Source organism: Variovorax glacialis, assembly GCF_051216375.1.
Lineage (GTDB): Bacteria > Pseudomonadota > Gammaproteobacteria > Burkholderiales > Burkholderiaceae_C > Variovorax.
The window spans coordinates 1-25,409 of sequence record NZ_JBPJZT010000027.1; the positions used below are offsets into that span (position 1 = coordinate 1).

At 60.4% G+C, this 25,409-nt stretch carries 15 protein-coding genes and 1 pseudogene; 9 read left to right on the top strand and 7 right to left on the bottom strand.

Features of this window, described 5'->3' with window-relative positions:
- Both ACSFBL_RS33155 and ACSFBL_RS33160 read right to left on the bottom strand, forming a co-directional pair.
- Positions 1-2,148: pseudogene (locus ACSFBL_RS33155) on the bottom strand (hypothetical protein); the annotation flags it as partial.
- Complete coding sequence (locus tag ACSFBL_RS33160) at positions 2,145-4,313, bottom strand: ATP-binding protein (RefSeq protein WP_435520063.1); 2,169 nt, start codon at positions 4,311-4,313, stop codon at positions 2,145-2,147. The gene ACSFBL_RS33160 and the pseudogene ACSFBL_RS33155, both read right to left, overlap by 4 nt.
- A 253-nt stretch (positions 4,314-4,566) precedes the next feature.
- On the opposite strand from ACSFBL_RS33160, the gene ACSFBL_RS33165 reads away from it, so the two are divergent.
- Positions 4,567-5,193: a response regulator transcription factor gene (locus ACSFBL_RS33165; protein WP_435520064.1), complete on the top strand. Its 627-nt coding sequence runs from the start codon at positions 4,567-4,569 to the stop codon at positions 5,191-5,193.
- Positions 5,193-5,579, top strand: coding sequence for a response regulator transcription factor (locus tag ACSFBL_RS33170; RefSeq protein WP_435520065.1), 387 nt, complete (start codon positions 5,193-5,195; stop codon positions 5,577-5,579). The genes ACSFBL_RS33165 and ACSFBL_RS33170 overlap by 1 nt, the downstream gene beginning before the upstream one ends.
- Before the next feature lie 9 nt (positions 5,580-5,588).
- Here ACSFBL_RS33170 and ACSFBL_RS33175 read toward each other — a convergent pair whose 3' ends face one another.
- Both ACSFBL_RS33175 and ACSFBL_RS33180 read right to left on the bottom strand, forming a co-directional pair.
- Complete coding sequence (locus ACSFBL_RS33175; RefSeq protein WP_435520066.1) at positions 5,589-7,112, bottom strand: ATP-binding response regulator; 1,524 nt, start codon at positions 7,110-7,112, stop codon at positions 5,589-5,591.
- Positions 7,109-14,494 carry a PAS domain-containing protein gene (locus ACSFBL_RS33180; RefSeq protein ID WP_435520067.1) on the bottom strand — a complete coding sequence of 2,462 codons (7,386 nt, stop codon included), beginning with the start codon at positions 14,492-14,494 and terminating at the stop codon, positions 7,109-7,111. The genes ACSFBL_RS33175 and ACSFBL_RS33180 overlap by 4 nt, the downstream gene beginning before the upstream one ends.
- A 243-nt stretch (positions 14,495-14,737) precedes the next feature.
- Here ACSFBL_RS33180 and ACSFBL_RS33185 point away from each other — a divergent pair, with 243 nt between their 5' ends.
- Together ACSFBL_RS33185 and ACSFBL_RS33190 are read left to right on the top strand one after the other, a co-directional pair.
- Entirely contained in the window at positions 14,738-15,586 is an 849-nt protein-coding gene (locus tag ACSFBL_RS33185; RefSeq protein ID WP_435520068.1) for an alpha/beta fold hydrolase, read from the top strand.
- Between the two features lie 21 nt (positions 15,587-15,607).
- Positions 15,608-17,200: a 2Fe-2S iron-sulfur cluster-binding protein gene (locus tag ACSFBL_RS33190; RefSeq protein WP_435520069.1), complete on the top strand. Its 1,593-nt coding sequence runs from the start codon at positions 15,608-15,610 to the stop codon at positions 17,198-17,200.
- Positions 17,201-17,239: 39 nt separating this feature from the next.
- Here ACSFBL_RS33190 and ACSFBL_RS33195 read toward each other — a convergent pair whose 3' ends face one another.
- Both ACSFBL_RS33195 and ACSFBL_RS33200 read right to left on the bottom strand, forming a co-directional pair.
- A complete protein-coding gene (locus tag ACSFBL_RS33195; protein WP_435520070.1) occupies positions 17,240-17,989 on the bottom strand; it encodes a response regulator transcription factor in 750 nt (249 codons plus the stop codon).
- A 218-nt stretch (positions 17,990-18,207) separates the two neighbouring features.
- On the bottom strand, positions 18,208-19,893 hold the full coding sequence (locus ACSFBL_RS33200) for an FAD-dependent oxidoreductase (protein ID WP_435520071.1): 1,686 nt from the start codon (positions 19,891-19,893) through the stop codon (positions 18,208-18,210).
- A gap of 303 nt (positions 19,894-20,196) precedes the next feature.
- Here ACSFBL_RS33200 and ACSFBL_RS33205 point away from each other — a divergent pair, with 303 nt between their 5' ends.
- From ACSFBL_RS33205 to ACSFBL_RS33220, 4 genes are all read left to right on the top strand, one after another.
- Positions 20,197-21,117, top strand: coding sequence for an alpha/beta fold hydrolase (locus ACSFBL_RS33205; RefSeq protein ID WP_435520072.1), 921 nt, complete (start codon positions 20,197-20,199; stop codon positions 21,115-21,117).
- Between the two features lie 33 nt (positions 21,118-21,150).
- Positions 21,151-21,906 carry an SDR family NAD(P)-dependent oxidoreductase gene (locus tag ACSFBL_RS33210; protein WP_435520073.1) on the top strand — a complete coding sequence of 252 codons (756 nt, stop codon included), beginning with the start codon at positions 21,151-21,153 and terminating at the stop codon, positions 21,904-21,906.
- A 231-nt stretch (positions 21,907-22,137) separates the two neighbouring features.
- Positions 22,138-22,959: an alpha/beta fold hydrolase gene (locus ACSFBL_RS33215; RefSeq protein WP_435520074.1), complete on the top strand. Its 822-nt coding sequence runs from the start codon at positions 22,138-22,140 to the stop codon at positions 22,957-22,959.
- Between the two features lie 77 nt (positions 22,960-23,036).
- Complete coding sequence (locus ACSFBL_RS33220; RefSeq protein WP_435520093.1) at positions 23,037-23,789, top strand: SDR family NAD(P)-dependent oxidoreductase; 753 nt, start codon at positions 23,037-23,039, stop codon at positions 23,787-23,789.
- 67 nt (positions 23,790-23,856) lie between these two features.
- On the opposite strand, the gene ACSFBL_RS33225 is transcribed toward ACSFBL_RS33220, so the two are convergent.
- Positions 23,857-24,846 (bottom strand): MBL fold metallo-hydrolase, encoded by a 990-nt coding sequence (locus tag ACSFBL_RS33225; RefSeq protein WP_435520075.1) that lies wholly within the window; start codon positions 24,844-24,846, stop codon positions 23,857-23,859.
- A 170-nt stretch (positions 24,847-25,016) separates the two neighbouring features.
- Here ACSFBL_RS33225 and ACSFBL_RS33230 point away from each other — a divergent pair, with 170 nt between their 5' ends.
- On the top strand, positions 25,017-25,385 hold the full coding sequence (locus ACSFBL_RS33230; RefSeq protein WP_435520076.1) for a response regulator transcription factor: 369 nt from the start codon (positions 25,017-25,019) through the stop codon (positions 25,383-25,385).
- Positions 25,386-25,409 lie beyond the last annotated feature (24 nt).

A 25,409-nucleotide genomic window follows, 5' to 3' on the forward strand; every position in this document is an offset into this window, starting at 1 on the left:
CGCCGCACGCTTGGCCATCGCGGCCGAAGCCTGACCGATCAATAATGCAATCCCCGTGTCCTGCCTGGAGGAATTTAGGTGTCTACAGGTGGGGGAGTTTGAAGTGTCGTTCGGGGGGCGAACTTGCTGAATGTACGCGTCCGAGGCGAGCAACTGGCTTTCCGAAGCGTCGTCAACGACCAGGCTCTTTCTGGATCGCAGAACGTAGCGCAGCGCGAACTCCGGCAGGTAGGTCGCGGTGGGCAGCAACTCCTCCGCCTGCGTCACCACAACGCGACGGTGAGACATGTCGGCTATCGCTGCGATTGCCGCGACGCGGGGCACGCCGTCGCGCAACAGCACCAGAGTGCCTCTCCCGGCGCCGGCGTGCTCGATGGTGATGCGCATCAAGGCATCGATCAGGGCTTTCGGCTCAATTTCGATGGAGAGTGCCTGCGCTGCCTTGAGCATGGCATTCACATCGAGTTGTTCGACGGCGGAGTAAAAGGTCTCGCTGGAGGAGGCGCCCGTTCGATCCTTTCTGAGCTCGGGATGGCGCTCCTCCATGTGGCGGACCTTGCCTTCGGCACCCCAGCGGGCGTAACAGTCGCGCGCGTTCGCGAGATAGGTTGTCGCGATGGTGCTGAAACCCCGGCTCAGAAAGAACCGAGCCGCCAATTCGTTGGCCATTCCCTCGTGCTGCACGAAGCTGCTTTGGCTGGCTGCCCGGATGGAAGCCTCGTACAGACGCTCTGCATCCAGTTCGCGGCGCTCCAGGCGCGCGATTTCCGCCGCCACGAGGTCCGCGCGGCAGCCGAAATTTTCGCGGCAGGCGTTTGCCCAGGCCGCGAGGTGTCGGTGATGGGTCTTGATTACGTCGAGCGCTACACGCTTCAGGTCGGATTCGAGCGGGCCAGCCAAGGCTGCCGAGGTCAACGCGGAAAAAAAGTGATAGTCGGCGATCTCGATGAAGATTGCGCTGTATGGCAACACGGCGCTGGACTTTTCAACCGCCCGCATGGCCGCCGCATAGTCCTCAGCGAAGAAGCCCGATTGGATCTTCTGGATCCAATATCTGGCCTTTGCGACCGCTAGGCGAGGCCCAGCCTTGTCCAGATGCTCCTCGAACCAATGCACGTCTTGACCCGGTTCAGCGAAAGGAGACTCGCCAGTCTCGCGCCCGCGAAGTTCGCGCACGAGGAGCAAGTGCGCGACGAACGAATCTGCGGCCAAACCGAACTGGGCACGTCTCGCGAACGCAAGCGCGCGTTCACCTTCTTGCTGGACCTCGGCCAGAGGTTCCCCGCAGGCCAGCATATTCGAAATGAGGCTTCTTCTACTGTAGTTGGCAAACGTCAGATCGCCTGAGGCGGTCGCTTCATCCATCGCGCGGCGCAACATGGTCCGCGCCAGGGGGAAATGCCTCGTCCACTGAAGGTTGAAGGTGCCGAAGAAGGTGTGCACCCGTGCCCGGAATCGGCCCAAGCCGCGCTTTTCCACCAGATCGCACCCGAGCCGGCCGAAGCGAAGCGCGAATTCGTAGTCGCCCAGCTCGAGGCCCAGGATGACAATCAGGAGTCCGTACGCGCACGGGGATGCGTCGCAGTTCCCGTGTTGCAGGCTCAGATTCGTCATCCTCAAGAGACTGAGATGGAACAGGTTTCGGTCCGTGAAGCTCGCCGGTGCCTCGAGTTCCGACAGAACATCCATCGTCGCCAGGCAGACTGAGTCAGCCATCACGGGCAGATCGACAAGCTCCTCGACCGTCCGCCCGGCAAGGAGCGCCTGCAAGGCGGCAAGTTCCTGGGAGACGAGTTCCCGAGTCGGACGCGCTGGCCAATCTGTGCCAACGTGTCGCAGGAAATCAAGGCCGGTTTCGATGGCGCGATCGGTGCGATCCAGCGTTGTATAGAGCGGGATGCGAAGGCTGGCGATGGCCGCCTGATCGACCAGGGTTTCCGCGAGCGCCGTGAGATCGACGAGATGCCCTTCTGCGGAAAGGTGATCGCCTGATAGAAACTCGCACTCTGCGCGATTGAGTTTGAGATCGAAAGCCAGGCGGTGCTGGGTCGTCCCGGTGACCTCGGAAAGCGTGTCTATGCCATACGTAAAGTACTCCCGGGCCGCGGCGAAAGCGCTCGTTGACTTTGCGCGCTTGCCGGCTATCAAGTTGAGCGCAGCAACTTCCTCCCGCTCCCCCGGTACCTCGATCGAGGACGCGCCACGGTTGTCTGATTGACGATCTCGAAGATCTGTTCTTCCACTAGGCGGAGGCTTCTGGACTGCGAAGCCAGCGCCCTGCCGATCGCGAGATGCATCGCAGCGCGTCGATCCATGGGAATCAGCGCGTACGCGGCCTCCTGGACGCGATCGTGGGTGAACATGCACTTATCGGACTGGATGGAGATCAGGCCGGCAAGCGAGGCTTCCTCGAGCGCGATGGCGACCTCTGCGTCGTTCAGTGCGGAGCACGCCGCGAGGGCGACGGCAGTCGGTTGGGTGCCAAGGCAGGCGAGTGTCTTCAGGACATTCAAAGATGTCGGCGCAAGCCGGGTCAGTTTGTCCGCCATGAGCTCCGCCACGTTCTGGGTCAGCCCGAGCTGGCGGATCTTCTCGATCTCCCACCTCCAGCACGACGCGGCCCCATCGAAGCTCAGCAGCTGTTCGTCGGCCAGCGCCGTGAGTAGTTGGAGGACGAAGAATGGATTGCCACCGGTCCTTTCGATCAGCAACTCCGCTAGCTGGCTGATCTCGATCTGGTTGGCGCGAAGCATGTCGATCAACAGCTGCACATAGTCGTTCAATACGAGCGGTCCGAGCGTGACCTTCTGCATGCGCATCTTGAGCCTGGAAATCCGATCGAACATGAGAGCCAGGGGATGCTCGTTCGAAACCTCTGTGTCCCGGAACGCACAGACGAGCAGGAGATTGGACAGATCAGGCTCCGAGACTAGACGCTCCAGCAGCTCGAGCGTTGCTTGATCGAGCCAGTGCAGGTCGTCGAGAAACAACGCAAGCGGGCGTTCTGGCCTCGCAAACACGGTGATCATTCGTTTGAAGGCTTGGTAGAAGCGCAGTCGCGCGTCCTGAGGCTTCGCGAGCCGCGCCTTGGGCTGCTCGCCGACGACGAGCACGAGATCCGGGATGAGCTCCAGCATGAGAGAGCCGGTTGGCCCGAGCGCCTCGAGCAACGCTTGCCTCCAACGATCCAGTTCTGCGTCGGAGTCGCCAAGAATCTGGTGGACCAGGCTCGTAATCGCGTGGGCAAGGGTCGCGTAAGGTGTCTTGCGATCGAACTGGTCGAACTTGCCAGCGGCATATAGCCCCTGCGATCGTCCAATGGACTTGTGTAGTTCTGCGACGAGCGCCGATTTGCCTGTTCCAGGCGCGCCCATGACGACGAACAGCTCCGGCGTCCCGAACGTGGCCACGCGTTCGAAGGCCGCGCCCAGGCTCCGTATTTCGGCGCCACGACCGTATAGCTTGTCAGGAATGCGCAAACGGTCAGGGACGTCGCGTCCACCGATCAAGAATGGGCTAATGAACCCGCGGGTCGTCAGCGCATCCAGGCACTCTTGTAGATCGGCCTGAAGTCCTGCGGCGGTCTGATACCTTTCGGAAGGGGATTTGGCCAGCAGGCGAAGAATGATCGAATCGACCTGCGGCGGAAGATTGTTGATCAACTTGCTCGGTGCAGGCGGTGCACGAGCGGTATGGCAGTGAATCCACCCTATCGGGTCCGTGGCCGAAAAAGGAAGTATGCCGGTCAACATCTCGTACAGCGTGATCCCGACGGAGTACAGATCGCCGCGCGAATCCACGGATTGGCCGGTTCTACCCGTCTGTTCCGGCGCCATGTGCGAAAGCGTACCGACGATTGCGCCGGGCCGCAGCGCGATCGACGGCACGGAAGCGTGCATGGCCAACCCGAAGCCGGTGAGGCGAACGCTTCCGTCGCTGCAGACGAGCAGATTCTCAGGCTTGACATTCCGGTGAACCAGGCCCGCCTGATGCGCTCCATGAAGGGCCGCTGCGATTCCCGTGGCGAGGTGGAAAAAGGTGGTTATCGTCAACGGACGGACGAGAAGTCGGTCCAATACCTCACCCCCAGCATCTTCTAGCACCAGCGTCGCGCGACCATTCTGGCGCTCGAACGCCAACGGTCGCACAGCCCATGATGAATCCAGCCGGGTAGCCAGCTTGAATTCGCGCTCAAGCTGCTCGGTCGTATGCCGCTCCGGTTGCGACGACGCCGGAGTCACGGTCAACAGTTGACCGTTGCGCGGGCCATGCCCGCGGCGGAGGACGAACTCCGGACCTTCGCGCAGGGTCACGAATGAGTATTCGGACAGGATGAGGCCCCCGGGTCGCACCGTCATGTCGTTGCGGCATCAGTCTTTTCGCGATTTTCTGCTCGAATCGGCAACCTGCGCGTCCCTCGAAAGAGTGAAAGGCGCGCCGCCAACGGCACGCCCCCGGAACCCCTCCATCCGACGCCTTGACGTTGGACGCCGAAGGTTTGAGACTGCGTCTGGTTCGACATCCATTTCCATGTCTGGAGGCGCCTTGCACTCATCGACCGAGCACATGGTGATCGTCATCGATGACGACGAACGGGTGCGCGAGGCGTTGGCCGGCCTTCTGTCAGCCGCTGAACTCAACGCGACTTTTTTCTCTTCGGCGACCGAATACATCGAAGCGCCGCGACTCGCTTGCCCAGCATGCCTGGTGGTCGATGTCGGGCTGTCCGACATCAACGGGCTGGAGTTGCAGGCTCAGATCGCCGAAAAGTTCCCGCCCCCTATCGTTTTCATAACCGGACGCGGCGACGTGCCCAGTTCAGTTCGCGCCATGAAGGCCGGCGCGATCGATTTTCTGACGAAGCCGTTTAGCGAGAAGGATTTTCTTGCCGCGGTAACCGCGGCGATTGCGAAGGATCGGGAATCACGGAGGATGCGAGCGGAACGCCTTGCACTGGAAGAGAGATCAAACAGCCTTACGCCCAGGGAGCGTGAAGTCATGGCCCTCGTTGCCAGCGGGCTGTTGAACAAGCAGGCGGCAGCTTTGTTGGGAATCAGCGAAATGACTCTGCAGATTCATCGCGGAAAGGTCATGAAGAAGATGAAGGCGAACTCGCTCGCCGAATTGGTCCGCATGGCCGACACGCTGAAGATGCCGATCCATTCACCCGAAAGCTGGCCCCAGGAACGATGATGGTCGAGGCGACGAAGCCCATTGTTGCCGTGATCGACGACGACTTGCGCATTCTCGAGTCTCTCGGGGGTCTGCTGAAGGCCGCCGGACATCCGGTACGGGTCTTTCCTTCCGCCGCAGCATTCTTCGAGGACGAAAACATCGGCTCCGTGGGGTGTTTGATCTCCGATGTCGGCATGCCCGATACCGACGGATTCGAAGTTCTGCGAAAGGTGAAGGCGTGGCGCCCCGATCTACCCGTTATCCTGATCTCGGGACGCATCGAGATCGATCGCCTCCAGGGGGCGGAGGCGGGAAGCCGACGCTTCTTCATGAAGCCCTTCGACAGCCGTGAACTGCTCGCGACGGTCCAACTGGCCTTGGAAGAGTGCAAGAGCTGGCGCTGATTTCAGAGATCACTCAGGACTCGCGTCGTCGGTTCCAACGTTCGGCAGCGTGAAGCGAAAGGTGGTTTCATGCGGCCTTCCCGGGGATGCGGCAAGCCTTCCCCCGTGTGCCTCGACGATGCTTTGGCATATGGATACGGACAGATCGAAATCCATATCTCCGGCGCCCGAAGCGAAAAACGGCCCGAAGAGACGCTCCACTTTTGCCTCATCGAGCCCGGAGTCGGTGTCCTCGATGCTGACCGAGGCGACCGAGCCTTCGTCACGCGTCGTTCTCACCCGCAGGATGCGCTGGCGTCCACTCGCTTGCGGCGTGGCCTCCATTCCATTGAGTATCAGGTTGGCCACTACTTGCTGAAGCTGTATCCGGTCTCCAAGTACCCAAACGGGTTCGGCGCACAAATCCGCTTCGAGCAGCACTTTGTGTCGATGCAGATCCCCGCGAACAAGATCCAGAATGTCTCGGATCGCCTCGTTCAGGTCGATGAGCCTCATTGTGGGTGCAGGCTTTTGCATCAGACGCCGGATGCTTCGCAACACGTCCGCGGCGCGATGCGAATCTTCGACGACACGCCGCGCCGCGGACAGCGCCTGCCCGCAATCGGGCTCGTCCTTTCCCAGCCAGAGCACGCAAGCGTCGGCGTTGGTGACGATGGCAGTGAGCGGCTGATTCATCTCGTCCGCAATCGACGCGGCCAACTCGCTCATCGAAGCAAGTCGGGTCGCTCGCAGGAGGTCGGCGCGCGCGGAGCGCAGGACTTCCTCCAGTCGACGGCGCTCCGAGACGTCACGAAACACAATCACCGCGCCAGTGACAATGCCGTGGTCGTCGATGATCGGCGAGCCGCTGTCGTCGATGGGTATCTCGCGGCCGTCGCGCGTCAACAGCAGCGTATGGTTCGCCAGGCCGACGACGGCGCCCATGCGAAAGACCCTGACTGCGGGATCCTCGACAGTCAAGCGCGTGTGCTCATTCACGATGCGATAGACCCGATCCAGGCGCAAGCCCACCGCCTCGCCCAGCGGCCACCCGGTCAATGTCTCCGCCACCGGATTCATGAACGTCACGTGCGATTGGCCATCCGTGGCGATGACCGCCTCGCCGATGCTGGACAAGGTCGTGACAAACCGACGTTCGCTCGCTCGAAGCCTGCTTTCAGCTGCGTGCTTGTACAGCGCCATCTCGACGGCCGTTCGGAGTTGCAGGTCCTCGAAGGGCTTGAGCAGATAGCCGAAGGGCTCAGTAAGGCTGGCACGCTGGACCGTCCGGTCATCCGCGTAGGCCGTCAGGAAGACCACGGGCACCCGAACCTGCGCACGCATCTGTTCGGCAGCTTCCACGCCATCGATTTCGCCTTCCAAACGGATGTCCATGAGCACCAGGTCGGGTTTCGTCTCCATCGCAAGCCGCAGGACATCCTCTCCGCGACCCGTGAGGCCGACGACGGTATGCCCGATACGTACCAATTGCCCTTCGATGTCCATGGCGACGATCCGATCGTCCTCCACGATCAGTATCTTGGCGGGGGTCATGAGTGAGCCCTTTCCCCATTGGCGGCGTCGAACACGATCGCGAAGGCGGTACCGCCGTCTCGGACGACTTCCGTGCTCGCGTGAAGCTGGAGGGCGAGGTTGCCGACGAGACGCAAGCCAAGAGAATCCGGATAGTCGTCCTCGTACTCGCTTGGAAGTCCGATGCCGTTGTCCCTCACACCCAAGCGGCATGTGCCATTGGCCAGCAGCTTCAACTCGACCACGATGCGACCTGGCCGATTGAGTGGAAATGCATGCTTCAAGGCGTTGGACACGAGTTCGTTGACAATGAGACCCGCCGATATGGCCCGGTCCAGGTCCAACTGCATTTCATCGACATCGGTCACAAGTTCCACCTGCGTCCCGCTCAGAGCGTATGCGCGCCGCAAGTGATTGCAAAGAGTCTGGATGTGTTCGGTCATCGAGATTCGCGAAAAATCACCTGCGCGGTACAGGTTCTCGTGCACGAGTGCCATGGAGCGGACCCGATTCCTGCTATCGGCAAACAACTCGGCAACAGCTGCGTCTTTGATTCTTGAAGCCTGGAGGCTCAGCAGGCTGCTGATCAGCTGCAGGTTGTTCTTGACGCGGTGATGGACCTCCTTGAGGAGTGCCTCCTTTTCGTTGAGGGAGTCGCGCAGTTGCGCCTGGCTTTGCCTCGAAGCAGTGATGTCCATCAACGCACCGACGATCTCTAGACTGCCTTCGTCGCCGGTGACCAATTGAGCCACAACGTACAGATTCTTCGTCGAGCCGTTGGGCATCAGTAGGCGGTATTCGACTTCCCAGCCGCTACCGTCACGATGGCTGGCGGCCTCCTGAGCTGAGGCACGATCATCCGGATGAATCCGCTGAAGGATGGCCTCATAGGTGAGCTTTTCTGTCACATCGAACTCGAAGATCCGGAACATCTCGTCCGACCAGACGATCTCACCAGCGCGAGCATTCCAACTGAAGCTTCCCGTGCGGCTGATCCGTTGCCCCTCAGCAAGGAACGCTTCTCGCTTCTTCAGCGAATCATCGGCACGCTTTCGTTCGACTGCGATGCTTGCGAGATGGGTCAATCGTTCAATGATGCCTTCGTCCCGCGGAGTGATCCGGCGCGCCTGACGTGAGTAGACCTCCAGCGTACCCAGTGCGGCTCGATGCGAAGAAAGCAGCGGAACGGTCCAGGAGGGCCGGAGTCCGGAAAGCGAGACCCTCCGCCCTTCGTCGGTGACGTGCGGCGGCAGGCTGGGAGCAACGCGATGCAGATGCCGCGGTTCATCGGCATCCAGCAGTACTACAGTTGCATTCAGTTCGTCGGTGAGATCTTCGACGAGTCGGCATAGCGTCTCGAGGATCGCCTGAAGGGCTTGACCTGTCGCAATCATCTCAAACAGCTTCTTTTCGCCGGCCAGCAGTGTCTCTGCCCGCTTCAAGTCATCGATGTCGATATTCAAGCCATACCATCGCAACAGATTTCCCTTTTCGTCGATGACCGGCGCCGCACGAAACAGGAACCATCGGTACTCGCCATCGAAGCGTCTGAGGCGGGCTTCCGCCTCTCCGAGCATTCTTGACTCGAGGATTCGGCTCCACTGCCTGAACAGCCCTTGCTGGTCGTCTGGGTGGACCGAGGTAGCCCAGCCATACCCGTCGGCTTGCGCCATGGTCATCCCGCAGTAGCGAAGATAGGCCTGGCTGTAATAGTCGCCGGGGCCGTTCGGCAAGGCACTCCAGGCGAGCGCCGGGATGGTGTCGATCAGCGTGAGAAGTCGGCCTTCGGATCTCTGGACTTCTGACAGCGCTTCTTCCAGCGCGGCCTTGGCCTTGTACTGTTCGGTGACGTCGGTGACCGCGCCTAGAACCTCCTCTTGTCCGGTATCGTCCTTGATTGAATGGGCCAAGTTGCGAATGCGCTTGATCGACCCATCCGGCATGAGCAGTCGGTGCTCGAAATCGAAAGATGCGCCGCCTTGCGCCGCGCGCTCGAACACCTGCTTGAGCAAATCAAGATCGTCCGGGTGCACTCGCTGGAGGACCATTTCGATCGTGGGAGGAACCGAGTGGTCGTAGCCGTAGATGCGAGCAGCTTCTTTTGACCAGAAGACCCTTCCATCGAACAGGCGAAACCCGACGCTTCCGGTGTGGCTGAGTTCCTGGGCGTGCTCCATGTATGCCTTGCTGCGGCGCAACGCGTCTTCGGCACGCTTGCGGTCCTCGATGTCGGTGTTGGTTCCATACCAGTTCAAGACATTGCCGTTTGAATCCAGCAGCGGAACGGCGCGGAAAAGGAGCCATCGGTATTCGCCATCGAAACGTCGCATTCGCGCTTCGGTTTCCACGGGGCGAGGCGAGGCGAGCGTGTCGGCCCAGACACTGTAGTGTGTAGGCGCGTCGAGAGGGTGGAGGGCCGCGGCCCATCCGTCGCCCTGGGCCTGTGCCGTCGTCATTCCAGTGTAGTCCAGCCACCGCTGGCTAAAGAACTCGGCATAGCCATCCGGGCGAGTGGTCCATGCCATCGTAGGAATCGCAGCAATGATCGTGCTGAGTTGCTGTTCCGATTTCCGCACCTTGGCCAACGCCTCTTGAAGTCTCGTCTCGGTCCGTTGCTGTTCGGTGATATCCATTACGGCGCCGACGAACTCGAAGTCTTGCGATTCAAGACCGATGTTTCGCGCCATGATCTGGACGTATTTGACGGTGCCATCGGGCATCAAGAGCCGATGCTTCATATCGAGGTTTGCGCCTTCTGTCGCCGCGCGCGCCACGTGGCTTTGCACATACTCCAGGTCGTCCGGATGGCAACGCCTCAGTATCAAATCGACGGTAGGCGTGATTTCAGGCGGGTAATCCATGAGGCGGTAGCTTTCCTCGGACCATGCGATCTCCCCCGTAGAGACTTTCCATCGCAAACTGCTGGTGAGCGTAAGCCTTTGGGCCTGAGCGAGCAGCATCTCGCTGCGGCGAAGTTCTTGTTCCGCACGCTTGCGATCGAGGTTCTCCTGCTCGAGATCCGCATACAGTTTTGCGTTCTCGAGGGAGACCGCTGCCTGCGATGCCAGCAAGTCCAGAACGGCAATGCGATCGGGCGTGAAAACGCGCGGCAGCAGATTGTTCTCGATATACAGTGCTCCCGTAAGCCTCGCCTGCTTCAGAATCGGCAGGCAAAGAATCGAACGTGGCCGCGCAATCTCGATGTAGCTGTCGCCGCGGTAAGGGCCGGACGCCGTGGCGTCGTCGAGCGCCACGTGTTGTTGCGTGCGGATGACGTAGTTCAGAATGGACTCCGGAAGCTCCAACGGCGTCACCGGACCCTCGCGGAGGGTGACGATGACACGGCCAGAGACGACCGAGGCCTCCGCAACGACGCGTGCGCCTCGGTCGCCGAAGAGGATCAGTAGACCCTTCGCCGCGCCCGCGTGTTCGATCGCGATGGTCATGAGCTTCTCAACCAGTCGGTCGAGCACGATCTCATCCGATACGACGCGGGAGATCTTGACCACTGCCGCGTGGTCGAGTTGGCCCACGGAGGTTACGTTCGACGAGGGCGAGGCTTCTTCCGTATTCAGCGGCGGGCACAGCCGTTCCAATTGGCGTGCCTTACCGGCGGCTCCCCACCGCAGGTAGAGCGAATGCGCCTGCTGCAGATACGTTATTGAAATGAGGGAATAGCCGCGCGCGCCGAAGGACCGAGAGGCCATCTCGAACGCGATGGCTTCGTTCTGGACGAAGCCATTGGTTCTTGCCAGGTAAATCGCCTCCTCATAGAGCTTCTGAGCGTCCAGTTCCTTTCCCTCGATCCGAGCGATCTCGGCGCCGATGAGCGCCGCTCGATCGCCTGAGTTCTCGGGGCAACATCTTGCCCAGATCGAAATCTGCCTGTAGTGTTCATGCAGCGCGTCCAGATGATGCTGCCTGCAGTCAGCAGGCGCATTGTCAATGGCGACCGCGCTGATCAGGGCGCTATAAAAATGAAAGTCGCCCACATGCAGAATGTAGGGCGCCTCCTGAAACTTCCGGCCGGCCTTCTTCGCCGCGTCGACCCCGCCAACCCAATCACCCGCAAAGAAGCATCGCTGAAGCTTGCGCACCCAACAGATGGCGGCGGCAAAGGCCATCTCCCTGCCGCCGTCCTCCAAGTCCATCTCGAAAGAGCCGTTGGTCCGGCCGCGATCCTCGAGGAACACCTCATCCTCAGGATGCCCGCGCAGATCCTGAATCAACCGAAGTTCGCCGAATGAACAACTCATGAACAAGCCGAATCCCGCCTTTCGAGCGAGCTCGAGGCCGAGGACCCCTTCGCGATGCACTTGTTCAAGAGGAGTGCCTGCAAGCAGAAGGTGAGCCACCAGGCTGCCCGAGCAATAGATGCTGTAGGCGACGTTGCCCGTCGCCATTGCTGCATCGAACCCCCGTCGGATCATCGCGCTTCCAATGGCCATGCTCTTCGTCCACGGCACGACGAAGATGCCGAAGTTGGCGAAGGCGCCAGTCTTGAAGCGATCAAGGCCGCGCTTCTCGACGAGGTCGCAGCCGACCTCTCCGAAGCGCAGGGCTCGCTGGTAGTCCTCAAATCGGAAGCCGAGCACGATGTTGAGCGATGCAAAGGCGTATGCCGAACCGTCGCAGTGTCCATGCGTCAGACTGACGTTGACCATGCGTAGCAAAGTGATGTCGACCAAGTTTCTGTAGGACGCAACCATCGCGGTCGGCACCAATTCGACGAGGACGTCCATCGTCGCTCGCCAGTTGGCGTCGGTCATCAGCGGAAGTTCGAACAGTTCCTCGATTGGGCGATCACCGATCGATTGCCACATCTGATCGAATTCGCCCCCGATGTCCGCAGCCGTAGGGTCCGGCACCCAAGTGAGCTCCATGTGGCGCAGGTACTCCAGTCCGACTTCAACTGCGCGGTCGGGCGAGTTCATCGTCGTGAAAATCGCCATGCGCAGCCGCGTCACTGCGGCTCGGTCTACCAAGCCTTCCGCGCGCGGTGCCAATGCAGAGAGCCTGGCTTCCGCTGCGGCTGGAGATCCCGTCAGAAATTCGCATTCCGCCCGCTGAAGTTCGAGATTGAATGCGATGCGGTAGGGCTTGGCCCAAGGATTCTCGCCCAGCATCGTTCGGCCGACGTCCAGATACATCAGTGCGGAAGCGTAAGCCGTCGAGGCCTTTGCACGCCCCGCCGCGATGAGGTTCAGTTCCGCAAGGCGCTCGCGTTCCGGCTGCGCCTCAATCAACGTGACTGCGCGATTCAGTTGATTGACAACCTCAAAGATATTGTGTTCCGTGTTGGTCGACGTCAGGCCTGAGGCAAGAGCTCTGCCTGTTGACAGATGTGCCGCGGGGCGGTCTTCCTTGGGGATAAGTGCATAGGCTGCTTCTTGGACGCGGTCATGCAAGAGTGTGTAGGTTGCGTGACGGCGCAAGACCAACCCTTCACGCACGGCATCCCTCAAGGCCGCGTGTAGTTCGTCCTCTGAAAGATTCAGGATCTTCCCTAGAATGTCCGTGTCCGCGCTGTTGCCAAGGCACGCGAGGCGGCTGAGTGCGGCCTGCGTCGGCCGTGGAAAGTGGCTTAACTTGCCCACCATGAACTCGACCACATTGTCAGTAAAGTTCTGCTCCCTGATGCGGTCCATGTCCCATGTCCAGACCACCTTGCTGGCGTCGAACGCAATCAGGCCTCGGGCAGCCATCGTGCTTATGAACAACTTTGCAAAGAACGGATTGCCGCCGGTCTTCTCGGAGATCAGCTCGGCAAGCGGACGAACATCCGGTTTGCTTGTGCCCATTGCGTCGGAGATGAGGCGCCGGATGTCTTCCGGCACGAGCGTGGCCAGGGGAATACGCTCGACTTCCGCGCCAGCGCAGCGCATCGTCTCCAACGACCGTGCAAGGGGATGTTCGGGGTCGACTTCGTTGTCACGGTAGGCGGCGAGCAGCAAAAGGGGCTGGGCATCAGGTGCGATCGCCAAACGCTCAAGCAATCCGAGAGTCGCTTTGTCGAGCCACTGCAAATCGTCGAGGAACAAGACAAGCGGATGCTCTGGCCGGGCGAAGACGCTCAAAAATCGTCGCAGCACGAGATCGAATCGATTCTGCGAATCCTGTGGCGGGAGTTCCTGGACCGTCGGCTGGTCCCCGATGACATGCACGAGCTCTGGAATCAGATTCAGCATGACCCGGCCGTTCGGGCCGAGCGCTTCCAACAATGACGAACGCCACTGGGCGAGTTCGGCATCGCCTTTGGCGAGCAGCTGACCGACCAGACTCTGGAATGCCTGCGCTAGCGTCGCGAATGGGATGTCCCTCTGAAACTGGTCGAACTTTCCTGCTGCGAACAGGCCGCCCTTGGCGAAGATGGACTTGTGGAACTCGTCGACCAGGGATGACTTTCCCACGCCCGAATACCCGGAAATGACAACGAGTTCCTGTCGACCGGCAGCAGCGACCCGGTCGAAGGCTGCGAGCAATGTCGCGCTTTCCGACTGACGGCCGTAGAGCTTCTCGGGCATCAGCAACTGGTCGGCGATATCTTGGACGCCGATGGTGAAGTGGTCGATGCGCTGGTGCAGTGCCAACTCCGACAAGCAATAACGCAGGTCGCTTTCGACGCCGGCGGCGGTCTGATAGCGGTCCTCGACATTCTTCGCGAGCAACTTCAGGACAATGGCATCAACGTATCTCGAGACCGTAGGTGCTCGCTCACTTGGGGGGTGGGGTTGGCGCGCGATGTGGCAATGAACCCATTCCATGGGATCCGACGCCGTGAAGGGAAGTTGGCCCACCAGCATCTCATACAGCACGACGCCTAGAGAATAGAGATCGCAGCGGGCGTCGATGGAGCGGTTCATTCGCCCCGTCTGCTCCGGTGACATGTACTCGAAGGATCCTGCGATGACATCGGGAGCCACCGGCATCTGACGCTCGGTCGAAGCTCGGGATGCCAGACCGAACCCTGTCAGCCTGACGTGATCCGCACTGTCGACCAGTACGTTGGAGGGACTGACGTCCTTGTGGACAAGCCCGCGGTGATGAACTTCCTTCAGCGCTGCTGCCAGCCCGGCTGCGATGAACAGCGCTCGCCGCACATCGATGGAAGTTCTGAGGGTGGCCTCCAGGGTCTCGCCGCCCGTATCCTCGAGCAGCAGCATCGTCCGATTATCTTTTTTGACGAGCGCGATCGGTCGCACCGCCCAGGCGGAATCGAGCTCACTGGCGAGCGCGTATTCATTTTCGAGCTGGCGCAATTCGGAAGGAGACTGAGTCTCGGATCGGACGTCGACGACCAGCACCTTTGCAGGCCCCGCACCCTGAACCTGCCGACCCCTGAAAAGCCCCAGCTTGCGACCTTCCCGCAGGGACTCCAGACGATATCCAGAAAGATCGGTCATCCGCAGGTTCTCCTTTGACGACCCGGGGGCGATGAAATCTTCTCGATTTGATCATGACCGGCGGGCGTTGCGCAGGCAAGCTGAATGTGCTTTGAGATGGAATTCCGACGGGCGTGACCATCAATCGGCTCAAAGGAGCACTCCGCCAGTGGCCTTGCGGGCGTGGGCGCCAGCCTTGGTGGCGTCTACGCTTGATCCCGGCACATGCTCCGCGGGGCTTTCCCGACGCACAAAGGAACGATCATGCAAGCGCAACGTCAACCGGCTCTCTTCACGGCATCTTCCGCGGCGAGCGGGGTGCTCAGCGCGATGGCGTTGGCCATCGCGCTGATCCTTCCGAGCACCGGTCTCGCTCAGACCGATCAGGCTAGGTTGACCGCGGCAAGGCCGACCGTCGTTCTGGTCCATGGAGCATTTGCCGAATCGTCGAGCTGGAATGGCGTCATCTCACGGCTGTTGACCAAGGGATATCCAGTCGTGGCGGTAGCCAACCCGCTGCGTTCGGTGAAGAGTGACGCGAACTACGTCGCTGGTGTCCTCGACACGATTCCAGGGAGCGTCGTGCTGGTGGGCCACTCCTATGGCGGAAACGTGATCACCAATGCTGCGACCGGCAAAAGCAACGTGAAGGCGTTGGTTTATGTCGCAGGTCTGGCGCCGGACACGGGGGAGAGTGCGGAAACGCTGTCCGGAAAATTCCCCGGAAGCACGCTCGGCCCTACCTTGGCGCCCCCTACACCATTGAGCGATGGCGATAAGGACTTGTATATCCAGCAGTCGAAGTTCCACGACCAGTTCGCGGCCGACCTACCCGCATCGCAGGCCAGGTTGATGGCTGTAGGCCAGAGACCGGTGACCGAAGCCGCGCTCAAGGAAGGTTCGGGCGCGCCGGCCTGGAAGAACATCCCCTCGTGGTTCATTTACGGCAGTCGAGATAAGAATATCCCTCCGGCTGTGCAACCCTACATGGCGAAACGCGCCGGCGCCAAGAGAATCGTGGAGGTGCCCGGCGCCTCGCACGTCGTGATGACATCGCACCCCGATGCTGTGGTGAAGCTGATCGAAGAAGCTGCCGCTCTCGCCAGCGATTGAGGCACGCGCGGACGAAACGCCATGGGCAGGGCCTTCGCCGAGATTGCCTTCACGCCGTCCGTCAAGGCGGCGCAGCGACGATATGGGAGCCGCGGATCCAACCGCGCATATGAAGAAGCACGCGACGCACTGGACGAGATCACCGTTGCCGAGCGGGAATTGATCGAGCGGATCGATGGCTTCTATCAAGCATCGGTCACAGAATCCGGATGGCCCTACGTACAATTTCGGGGCGGCCCTCCGGGCTTCCTCAAGGTCATTGATTCGAAGACCGTAGGCTATGCCGATTTTCGCGGCAATGTGCAATACCTGAGCGTGGGCAACATTGCCGCCGACGATCGTGTGGCGCTCATCATGATCGATTATGGAAGCGGGCAGCGGCTCAAGCTGTGGGGGCGGGCAAGGGTCGTACACAAGGCGGAAGCGCCGGAGCTGCTTGCAAACCTGGTCATGCCGAACTACAGAGCGATCGTTGAACGAGCGATCGTCATCAAGATCGAGGCCCTCGATTGGAACTGTCCGCAGCACATCACGCGCAGATTCACGGAAACCGAGATCCGAAAGCAGGTTGCGCCATTGCTTGCAGAACTGGGGACGATGAGAGGCCGCACTTCGACCACGACGTTATCGAGCAAAGGAACGATCGGCAGCGGACCTGTGCCCCTTCTTGTGACTGGTGTGCGCATCCTGACCGACCGAGTGCGAGCCTACGAGCTGCGGGCGAGGCCGGGCGATGCGCTTCCTTCGATCCAGGCAGGGACGCATCTGCCGCTGCCAGTTGTCGGCCGCGATGGCGTCGAGATCTCCCATCACTATTCGATCGCGTCCGACACGGGTGATCCGACACGCTGGGAGGTAGCTGTTCGGCGTGATGACGATGGTTCAGGGGGATCCCAATTCATCCATGCCCACTACGCGGTTGGAACATTGTTGGGATGTGGACAACCGAGGAACGGATTTGCCCTGCATGACGATCGTCTGCCGTCAGTGCTCATAGGAGGTGGCATCGGCATCACGCCACTCAGGGCCATGGCGTTCACTCTCCAGCGCGAAGGTCGCGAATTCAGTATCCATTTCGCGGCCCGATCTCCGGAAGAGGCACCCTATCTTGCGGAACTGCTTCGAGAGTTTCCTGACCGGGTTCGTACCTATTGGTCGTCGCTTGGGGCGTCGGCCCGACTGGATCTCGAGTCCGTGCTGCGGCAGTCGACGCGCGACGCGATGTTTTATGTCTGTGGACCCACCCAGATGCTTGCGGAGTTTCAACTACTCGCAGAGAGCAAGGCCATCGACCATGAAAGGGTGCACTTCGAACGCTTCACCGCGCCGGCGGAAGTCATGGGCGACAAAGCCTTCGATGTTGAACTCCACCGCAGCGGCACCGTTCTGCAGGTGCCTGTCGGTAGGACCATCCTGGAGGTTCTGCTCGCAGCCGGCGAGCGTCCAAACTTCGACTGCAGGACGGGGACCTGCGGCACATGTGCTACCAGAGTATTGAGTGGCGAGCCCGATCATCGCGACCTGGTTCTTTCCAAGGCCGAACACGATCGCGATCACCTTATGTGTACCTGTGTGTCACGAAGCAAGAGCGATCGATTGCTGCTTGACTTGTAAGGGATCGGAGGTCCCCGTCGGAGCTCCGATCTGCGGGTGTCAGGCGTCGACCTGCTCAATTTGCCCCCGAACGGTCTCGAGTCGCAAGGAATGCACTGTCGGGGAAGACCCATTGTCGTCTTTGTGGACTTGCGCGAGGTCTCTTGTGTGCGGTGTCGGGCTCAGCAATCCTCGTCTTTCGGTGGCGCAGATTGCCTGTGTTCTGCTGTCGACGTTCAACTTGTCGAAGATCCCCTTCAGATGGGATTTCACGGTGCCGACCGCGATATCGAGGCGCTTGGCGATGCTCTTGTTTCCCAGTCCGTCGACCACCAGGCGGAGCACTTCCTCCTCGCGGCTGGTCAAAGGATCCGCCGACAGGCTCTCGGCCAGTCGTTGCGCTACTTGGGCACTGAGATGGCGGACACCGCCATGGACTGCCCGGACGCCGGAAGCCAACTCATCGAGTGCACACCCGAACAGGATGTACCCACGAATGCCGCACTCCGTGGCATGACGGATCTCCCATTCGCGGTCCGAGGAGGCGATGATCATGATTTTCAGGCATTGGCTACCGATGGATCGACGCGATCCCCGCTCGGCCAATCGGATACCGTTCTCGTAGTCGGCGACAACGACATCGGCGGCTCTGTACAGCCGAGCCGGAGGCAATTTGTCGTCTGCGAAAGGATCCTCGTCGATGTTGACAACCTCAAGGTCTCGGTACTTCGAGAAGGTCGCAGCAAGGCCTGCTCGCGTGAAGGGGTCGTCATGCAGCACTAGGATTCGGATGGGGTCAGCGAACGACATGATGGAACTCCAGGATAGAGGTTGGATTTGCTGCAGCTTGCTCTTGAAATCGCCTGGGGAGCGAAGACTGTGCCTCTACGTTAGGCTCTTGTCTCCGGCGGCGAAACACCGGATTGGTTCAGACGCATTCACTCGATAGATGGAACGGCTGGGCCGCTCCCTCCGTGAAACCCGTGCCAGCAGCGCCGCCGGGCGATACGGCTCGCGCGAGCCTCAGCTCAACACGTTGCAAGGAGCGCGTGGATCTGCGCCACCACGGACGCGCCGTCCCCGATCGCTGCGCCGACCCGCTTGACGGAGCCAGAGCGCACGTCGCCAATCGCAAACAATCCAGGCACGCTGGTCTCGAGTGCATGCGGCGCGCGGCCTCTACCTGCTGTCTGCCACGGTGCCGTTTGTTCGCCGGTAAGGATGAAGCCGGAATTGTCCTTTGCGACCGGACAATCGCCGATGCAGTCAACCTCAGGATCGGCGCCGATGAACAGGAAAAGGTTCCGCAAGGCCCTTGTCTCGTTCAGATTCGTTCTTGAATGGACCCAGGTGACGGATTCCAGGCCCGTGTCGGGTTGGCCGTCGAGCGACAGGATTTCGCACGAGGTCAGGAGCTCGATGTTGGAGCAGGCGGCGATGCGATCAATCAGGTACTTCGACATGGACCCTTCCAGACTCCTGGCCCGTACCAGCATCGCGATGTGCTTGACATGGGCGCTGAGGTAAACGGCGGCTTGGCCTGCAGAGTTTCCCGCGCCCGCGAGCGCCACATGTTGTTGGCCGCAGATTCGTGCTTCGATAGGGGACGCCCAATACCACACACCCCGGCCTTCGAAGTCGCAGAGGTGCGGCACCATCGGGCGACGATAGCGAGCGCCAGTCGCGAGGACAGCCGTGCGGGAACGGATGAGGCGGCCATCTGCGAGCGTCAGGGACAGAAGGTGCCCCTCGCCTGAGTTGGATTCATGAAGGCTTGCCACCCGCGCTGGAATCACTATTTCGGCGCCGAATTTCTGCGCCTGCACGAATGCACGTGAGGCGAGCGCCGCGCCCGATACGCCAGTTGGAAATCCAAGGTAGTTTTCGATTCGCGCACTCGCGCCAGCCTGGCCGCCATAGGAGCGGGAATCGACGACGATGACCCTGAGGCCTTCGGATGCGGCGTACACCGCGGTCGCCAATCCCGCCGGACCGGCGCCCACGATCGCACAGTCGTAGATTTCCTGACGCTCCAACGTATCGATCATGCCCAAGTGACGCGCCAACTCCGCTTCCGAAGGGCTGCGAAGCACCGCGCCGTCCATGCACACCACCAGAGCTTCTTGAGGCCCGATCTCGTACTGCGCGAGGAAGGGACAGGGTCGCTGCTCGATCGCAGGATCGAACTGATAGTGCGGCTGGCCGTTACGGGCCAGGAACGTCTGAAGCCGAACAACGGAGGGCGAAGTCGCACGACCGGCAATGACAACACCGCCCATGCCCGCGTCGAGCAGCGCAACACGCCGCAGGATAAGTGCTCGCATGATTCTCTCGCCCAGATCCGCTTCCTCGATGACAAGCGCTCGAAGTGAGTGAGGTTCGATGACGAAGGTTTCCACCGCCGTGTTGGCTATCGCATCGATCAGCGCCGGCTTGCCCGAGAGTTCGCTTACTTCCGCGACGAACTCGCCGACGCCCTGGCAGGCCATCAGGTGGGAGCGGCGCAAACTGTCTCGCTGCCACACGGACACGATGCCGCTCGTGATGACGACCAGGCCCGGGCCCACCATGCCTGCGACGAACAGTGCCTCACCACTCTGAAATGCCCTGGCTCTGCCGAATCGAATGAGGCGGCTTGATTCGTCGCGCGACAGGATCGGAAATACCTGGAACTGTCGCGGGCTGACCGCCGATGAAGTGAAGCTTCCTGGCATGACGAGAGACTCCTTGGCTGTGCGTCTTGATTCTGCCGAGTCTGATTTTTCGAAACTTGCAGCGACACGCCAATAGGTCGCAGCGGTAGCTCTGCCACAAGCCCTTGTGACATTCCTTGCGCAGCAAGGTATGCCCCTTCGGTATGAAGCGGTGCACGCCCTCATGCGGCATGTTGGAGCGCGTGCGGATCGATACGCTAAATGCCAGCTGGTCGTGAGTCTCGGGTGCAGTGTTGAAACTGGTGACCCGGCGGCGACGGCCGGTGCAAGCGCTGATTCATTTCATTCATCTCAAGGATTCACATGACTGCACCATCACCCTCCGAGACTTCGGCTTCCCAGATCCGCTACCTCAAGGCCAAGATTGATGGCGTAGATATCTTCTATCGAGAGGCCGGCCCGCGGGACGCGCCTGTCCTCCTGCTTTTGCACGGGTTTCCGACTTCCTCGCAGATGTTTCGCAATCTCATTCCCCTGATGTCGGAAGAGTACCGGGTGATTGCACCCGACTACCCGGGTTACGGACAGAGCGACATGCCAGACCGGAACGAGTTCTCCTACACCTTTGAGAACTACGCGAACATCGTCGACAAGTTGACACGACAGATCGGCGCTGATCGTTACGCGATCTATGTCATGGACTACGGCGCGCCAGTGGGCTTCCGCCTGGCCGTCATGAACCCGGACCGCGTCACCGCCTTCGTGGTGCAAAACGGAAACGCCTATGAAGAGGGCTTCGGACATCCGTTCTGGGACGGCATCATGGCGTACTGGAAGACGGGGGATGCGAAAGAGAGGGAGGCCATCCGCTGGTTGACCACGCTCAAGGCGACCTATTGGCAGTACACCAACGGCTACAAGGACCTGTCGTTGATCAGTCCTGACGCGTGGACCCTCGACCAAGCCTTGCTGGATCGGCCCGGCAATGCCGACATTCAACTCGACGTCTTCTACGACTACCGCACCAACGTGCCCTTGTACCCGTCATGGCACGAGTACTTCGCTGCGCACAAGCCGCCAATGCTGATCACCTGGGGGGCGAAGGACGAGATATTTCCAGCTGCGGGAGCAGCGCCCTACAAACGCCATCTGCCGGACGCTGAGATTCACATGCTCGATACGGGCCACTTCGCGCTGGAAGATCACGGAGCGCATATTGGGGCGTTGATGCGCGAGTTCCTGGGCCGGGTCGTGCCACGCTCGAAGAAGGTCGAGCCGTACTAGGCGAAGTACCGTTCTTGTCTCAGGAGAACAAGCATGGCCAACAAGATGCTTGCCGGCAAGGTAGCGCTTGTAACGGGAGCTTCTCGGGGCTTGGGAGTGGCAATCGCCCACGCCCTCGCGAGCGAGGGCGCAGATGTCGCAATCAGCTACAACGCCTCAGCCGAGAAAGCCTCGGCCGTGGTGGAGTCGCTGAAAGAGCTCGGCGTGAAGGTCGCTGCCTTTCAAGCCGACCAGGGCGACGCAAAGCAAGCGGCGCGCCTTATCTATCAGGTCTACGAACGTTTTGGGCGGCTCGACATCTTGGTCAACAACGCCGCGGTCGCCGTACAGGGAAAAACCATCGACGACCCTACGGTCGATACTGAGGCCCTCGACAGGCAGTGGGTCGTCAACGTGGGCGGCGTGATTGCCGGAATTCGGGTGGCCGCGAAACTTATGAGTGAAGGTGGACGAATCATCACCATCGGTTCAGGCGTAGGTCGGCGTGTCGGCTTTCCAGGGACCGCCGACTACGCCGGCACGAAAGCCGCCATAGTTGGCTATTCCAAGGGAGCAGCACGCGATCTCGGACCCCGTGGAATCACGGTGAATGTGGTTCAAGCCGGGATCATGGAGACGGACATGGCCAGCGGGATTGGAGACTTCCTTCCTACGCTGTTGCAATCCCATGCCATCCCTCGACTTGCACTTCTGCAAGAAGTGGCGGCAGGGGTAGTGTTCCTTGCGAGCCCACTGGCGTCGTATGTGACCGGCTCAGTCTTGGACGTAGAAGGCGGGTATGGCGCTTAGTAAAAGCGTCGTGTTGACAAGATGAGGACGCCCGAATCAATTTATCACGAGGAAATATAAATGTTCGTATCAAGCCAAGTCACAAGTGGCGCCTTGTCAAGGAGAGACGTTCTTGCGACTGGGTCATTCATGCTGGCCGCAGCGTCGATTCCGTCTGTCGCTTCGGCGGCGAAATCGACCAGGTCATCTCCTCCAAACCATTCCATCAACCATCGCGAAGGAGCGAACACCATGGGCACAGTCACAACCAAGGACGGTACCGAGATTTACTACAAGGATTGGGGTACCGGCCAGCCAATCGTATTCAGTCACGGATGGCCTCTAAGCGCAGACGCATTCGAAGACCAGATGTTCTTTCTGGCTTCTCGCGGATACAGATGCATTGCCGCCGACCGCAGAGGCCATGGCCGCTCGAGCCAACCTTGGGGCGGAAACGACCTGGATACCTATGCCGACGACTTGGCGGAGGTCGTCAAAAAGCTGGATCTCAAGAAGGCGATCCATGTCGGTCACTCGACGGGCGGCGGCGAAGTAGCGCGCTACATCGGCCGCCACGGGACGGGCCGCGTCTCGAAGGCGGTGCTGATCGGCGCCATCCCGCCGTTGATGCTGAAGACGCCGGCGAACCCGGGCGGCTTGCCGATCGAGGTCTTCGACCAGATTCGCACTGGCGTCGTGGTCGACAGGTCGCAGTTCTGGAAGGATCTCAGCCTGCCGTTCTACAGCTACAACAGGCCGGGCGCAAAGGTTTCCCAAGGCGTGCGGGATTCGTTCTGGATGCAAGGGATGATGGCGGGATTCCCTGCTTCGTACTTCTGCATCAAGGCGTTCTCCGAGACGGATCTCACCGAAGATCTGAAGAAAATCGATGTACCGACCTTGGTGCTCCATGGCGACGATGATCAGATTGTTCCGATCGCAGACTCGGCGCTGATCTCATCCAAGATCATCAAGAACGCGACGCTCAAAGTCTACGAAGGCGCCCCTCACGGCATGTGCACGACCCTGAAGGATCGCGTGAATGAGGAACTGCTCGCGTTTATCAAGAGTTGATCACCAAGGCCGACTTCGTCGAAGAGGACTTCAGAAGTCGGCCGCCTCCTCCCTCTGAAGTCTACCAATTGGAGAGCATGATGAGCAAGCTTGTCGGCAAGATCGCCCTGGTCACCGGGGGTAGCAGTGGAATCGGCTTGGCGACGGCCAGGCGCTTCGTCGAAGAAGGGGCGTTTGTCTTCGTTACCGGACGCCGCCAACCAGAGTTGGACGCGGCCGTTGAGGGCATCGGCTCGAATGTGATGGGCATCCGAGGTGACGTTTCGGACCTGGCCGATCTGGACCGAATCTACGCGACCGTTCAAAAGCGGCAAGGACGTCTCGACGTTCTGTTTGCCAATGCCGGAGGGGGCGGATTGATGCCCCTGGGACAGATAACGGAGGAACATTTCGACGAAACCTTCGACATCAATGTGCGTGGCCTCCTTTTCACCGTACAGAAGGCGCTCCCGTTGATGCCGTCGGGTTCGTCGATCATCCTCAACGCGTCGACGGCTGCAAGCCAGGGAACTCCGGCCTTCAGCGTTTACAGTGCTACGAAGGCCGCAGTCCGCAGCTTCGCACGCTGCTGGGCCCTCGACCTAAAGGAGAAAGGCATTCGCGTCAATGCCATGAGTCCCGGCGTGGTGCCAACGCCAGCCTACTACACCCTTGGCCTTACGAACGAACAAGTCCAGGGTTTCATCGATGTGCAGGTGCAGACCACTCCGTTGGGTCGCGTGGGAACGCCTGAAGAGGTCGCGAAGGCCGTCGTGTTTCTCGCCTCGGACGACAGCAGCTTCGTCAACGCGGCTGAGTTGTTTGTCGACGGCGGCATGGCGCAGGTCTAGGAGAATGTGCAACGTATCAGGGCGTCAGGACCCGCAATGGGCTGGCCAGACCCCCAAGCCACAGCGTTCAGCGCATCGTGTCGTAGTCAATGGGAACCCATGAATAGGCGCCGCCCTCCGCGCGCACGTGTCCGATGCCTGGAAAGGGCAGATGCGCGCCTGCGACGAGATATCGGCCTCTGACCGCTTCCTCGTAGGCGGGAATCCGTTGTCGGACCACTTCGCGGACATCCGAGTCGAAATCGATGGTCACCGTCGGCTCGACGAACTGTACCGAGGCCACTTCCATCAGGTCACCCCAGAAAACGAGCTTCTGTCCCTTCGACTCGATCACATACAGTGTGTGACCGGGAGTGTGCCCCGGCGCCGGCATCGCCCGAATCCCGGGCGACAGCTCGGCCGGGCCGACAAACGTCTTGAACCTCCCTGCACTGGCGTAGGGACCGATACACGCTGAAGCTCCATCGAAAAAGGCTTTCCTTTTCGCCGGTGCCGCATCGAGTGCGGTCGCGCTCAGCCAGTAGTTGGCCTCTTTTTGCTCGACCAGAAGAGTCGCGTTAGGGAATGCCATCCGTCCATCGACCACCAGTCCACCGATATGGTCGGGATGCATGTGGGTGATCAAGATCGTATCGATCTGTTCTGGCCGATAGCCAGACGCCACCAGATTCGCGATCAGATTGCCAAGCGTCGGTCCGAACCGCTTGGCCGCTCCGGTGTCGACCAGGATCAGACGCGATCCGGTATTGACGAGGTAGGCGTTCACGGAGGTTGGTACTGCCTGCGCATGAAACGAGTCTGCAAGGAGGCGGGCGGTCGTCGGGGTGGCGTTGGTGAGCAACTCGTTCGTCTGCAGATCGAAGACGCCGTCGTTGAGCGCCGTGATCTCGATGTCGCCGAGCATCATCCTGTAGAAGCCGGGCGCCTGCGATTTGGCTAGAGGCGCCGCCGCCTGCGAGGCTGCCCAGACCAGACACATCGCGACGAGGGTGACCCACGCTTGAAACGCGGATTGAAGGGACCGACCGCCGGACCGCCTTTGAGTGGGGAGGAACATACTGATCTCCGTTGTCTTGCCCTCGAATTGTTGGCTTCGAGGCATCTTGGCGCATGCCTCATAAGTGCCTGGGCCTCCGTCCCCTTAGGGATGGTCTGAAGAACAGGCGGTGGGTACAATGCGATGCGGTGGCAGGTGATCGGCGGCAAACTTCTGATTTCAAAGCTCCAATGACGGATGATTCGTTGATTTCTGTGGTCGATGACGAGGAGGCCCTTAGGCAATCCCTCGAAGGCCTGCTCAAATCGCTGGGTCACACGGTCGCAGTCTTTTCTTCGGCGGAGGATTTCCTCAGTTCCCCTGCCCGAGCGAAAACCGAGTGCTTGATTCTCGACGTGCGCATGCCGGGAATGAGCGGAACCGAACTACAGCGTGAGTTGATCGCACAGGGCCAGACTCCGCCGATTATTTTCATCACCGCTCACGGGGACGACGACGTGGTGTCGCGGGTGATGGCCAATGGCGCCATCGACTGCCTGCTCAAGCCCTTCAGCGAAGATTCCCTGATGAATGCCATCAGTGAAGCCCTTCAGCGCTAGATGGTCACCCAGCCGCGCTCGACC

Coding starts and splice junctions, on each gene's coding strand:
- ACSFBL_RS33165 (WP_435520064.1), top strand. CDS start 4,567: ATGGTGATCGTCATCGATGACGACGAACGGGTGCGCGAGGCGTTGGCC.
- ACSFBL_RS33170 (WP_435520065.1), top strand. CDS start 5,193: ATGGTCGAGGCGACGAAGCCCATTGTTGCCGTGATCGACGACGACTTG.
- ACSFBL_RS33175 (WP_435520066.1), bottom strand. CDS start 7,112: ATGACCCCCGCCAAGATACTGATCGTGGAGGACGATCGGATCGTCGCC.
- ACSFBL_RS33180 (WP_435520067.1), bottom strand. CDS start 14,494: ATGACCGATCTTTCTGGATATCGTCTGGAGTCCCTGCGGGAAGGTCGC.
- ACSFBL_RS33185 (WP_435520068.1), top strand. CDS start 14,738: ATGCAAGCGCAACGTCAACCGGCTCTCTTCACGGCATCTTCCGCGGCG.
- ACSFBL_RS33190 (WP_435520069.1), top strand. CDS start 15,608: ATGGGCAGGGCCTTCGCCGAGATTGCCTTCACGCCGTCCGTCAAGGCG.
- ACSFBL_RS33195 (WP_435520070.1), bottom strand. CDS start 17,989: ATGTCGTTCGCTGACCCCATCCGAATCCTAGTGCTGCATGACGACCCC.
- ACSFBL_RS33200 (WP_435520071.1), bottom strand. CDS start 19,893: ATGCCAGGAAGCTTCACTTCATCGGCGGTCAGCCCGCGACAGTTCCAG.
- ACSFBL_RS33205 (WP_435520072.1), top strand. CDS start 20,197: ATGACTGCACCATCACCCTCCGAGACTTCGGCTTCCCAGATCCGCTAC.
- ACSFBL_RS33210 (WP_435520073.1), top strand. CDS start 21,151: ATGGCCAACAAGATGCTTGCCGGCAAGGTAGCGCTTGTAACGGGAGCT.
- ACSFBL_RS33215 (WP_435520074.1), top strand. CDS start 22,138: ATGGGCACAGTCACAACCAAGGACGGTACCGAGATTTACTACAAGGAT.
- ACSFBL_RS33220 (WP_435520093.1), top strand. CDS start 23,037: ATGATGAGCAAGCTTGTCGGCAAGATCGCCCTGGTCACCGGGGGTAGC.
- ACSFBL_RS33225 (WP_435520075.1), bottom strand. CDS start 24,846: ATGTTCCTCCCCACTCAAAGGCGGTCCGGCGGTCGGTCCCTTCAATCC.
- ACSFBL_RS33230 (WP_435520076.1), top strand. CDS start 25,017: ATGACGGATGATTCGTTGATTTCTGTGGTCGATGACGAGGAGGCCCTT.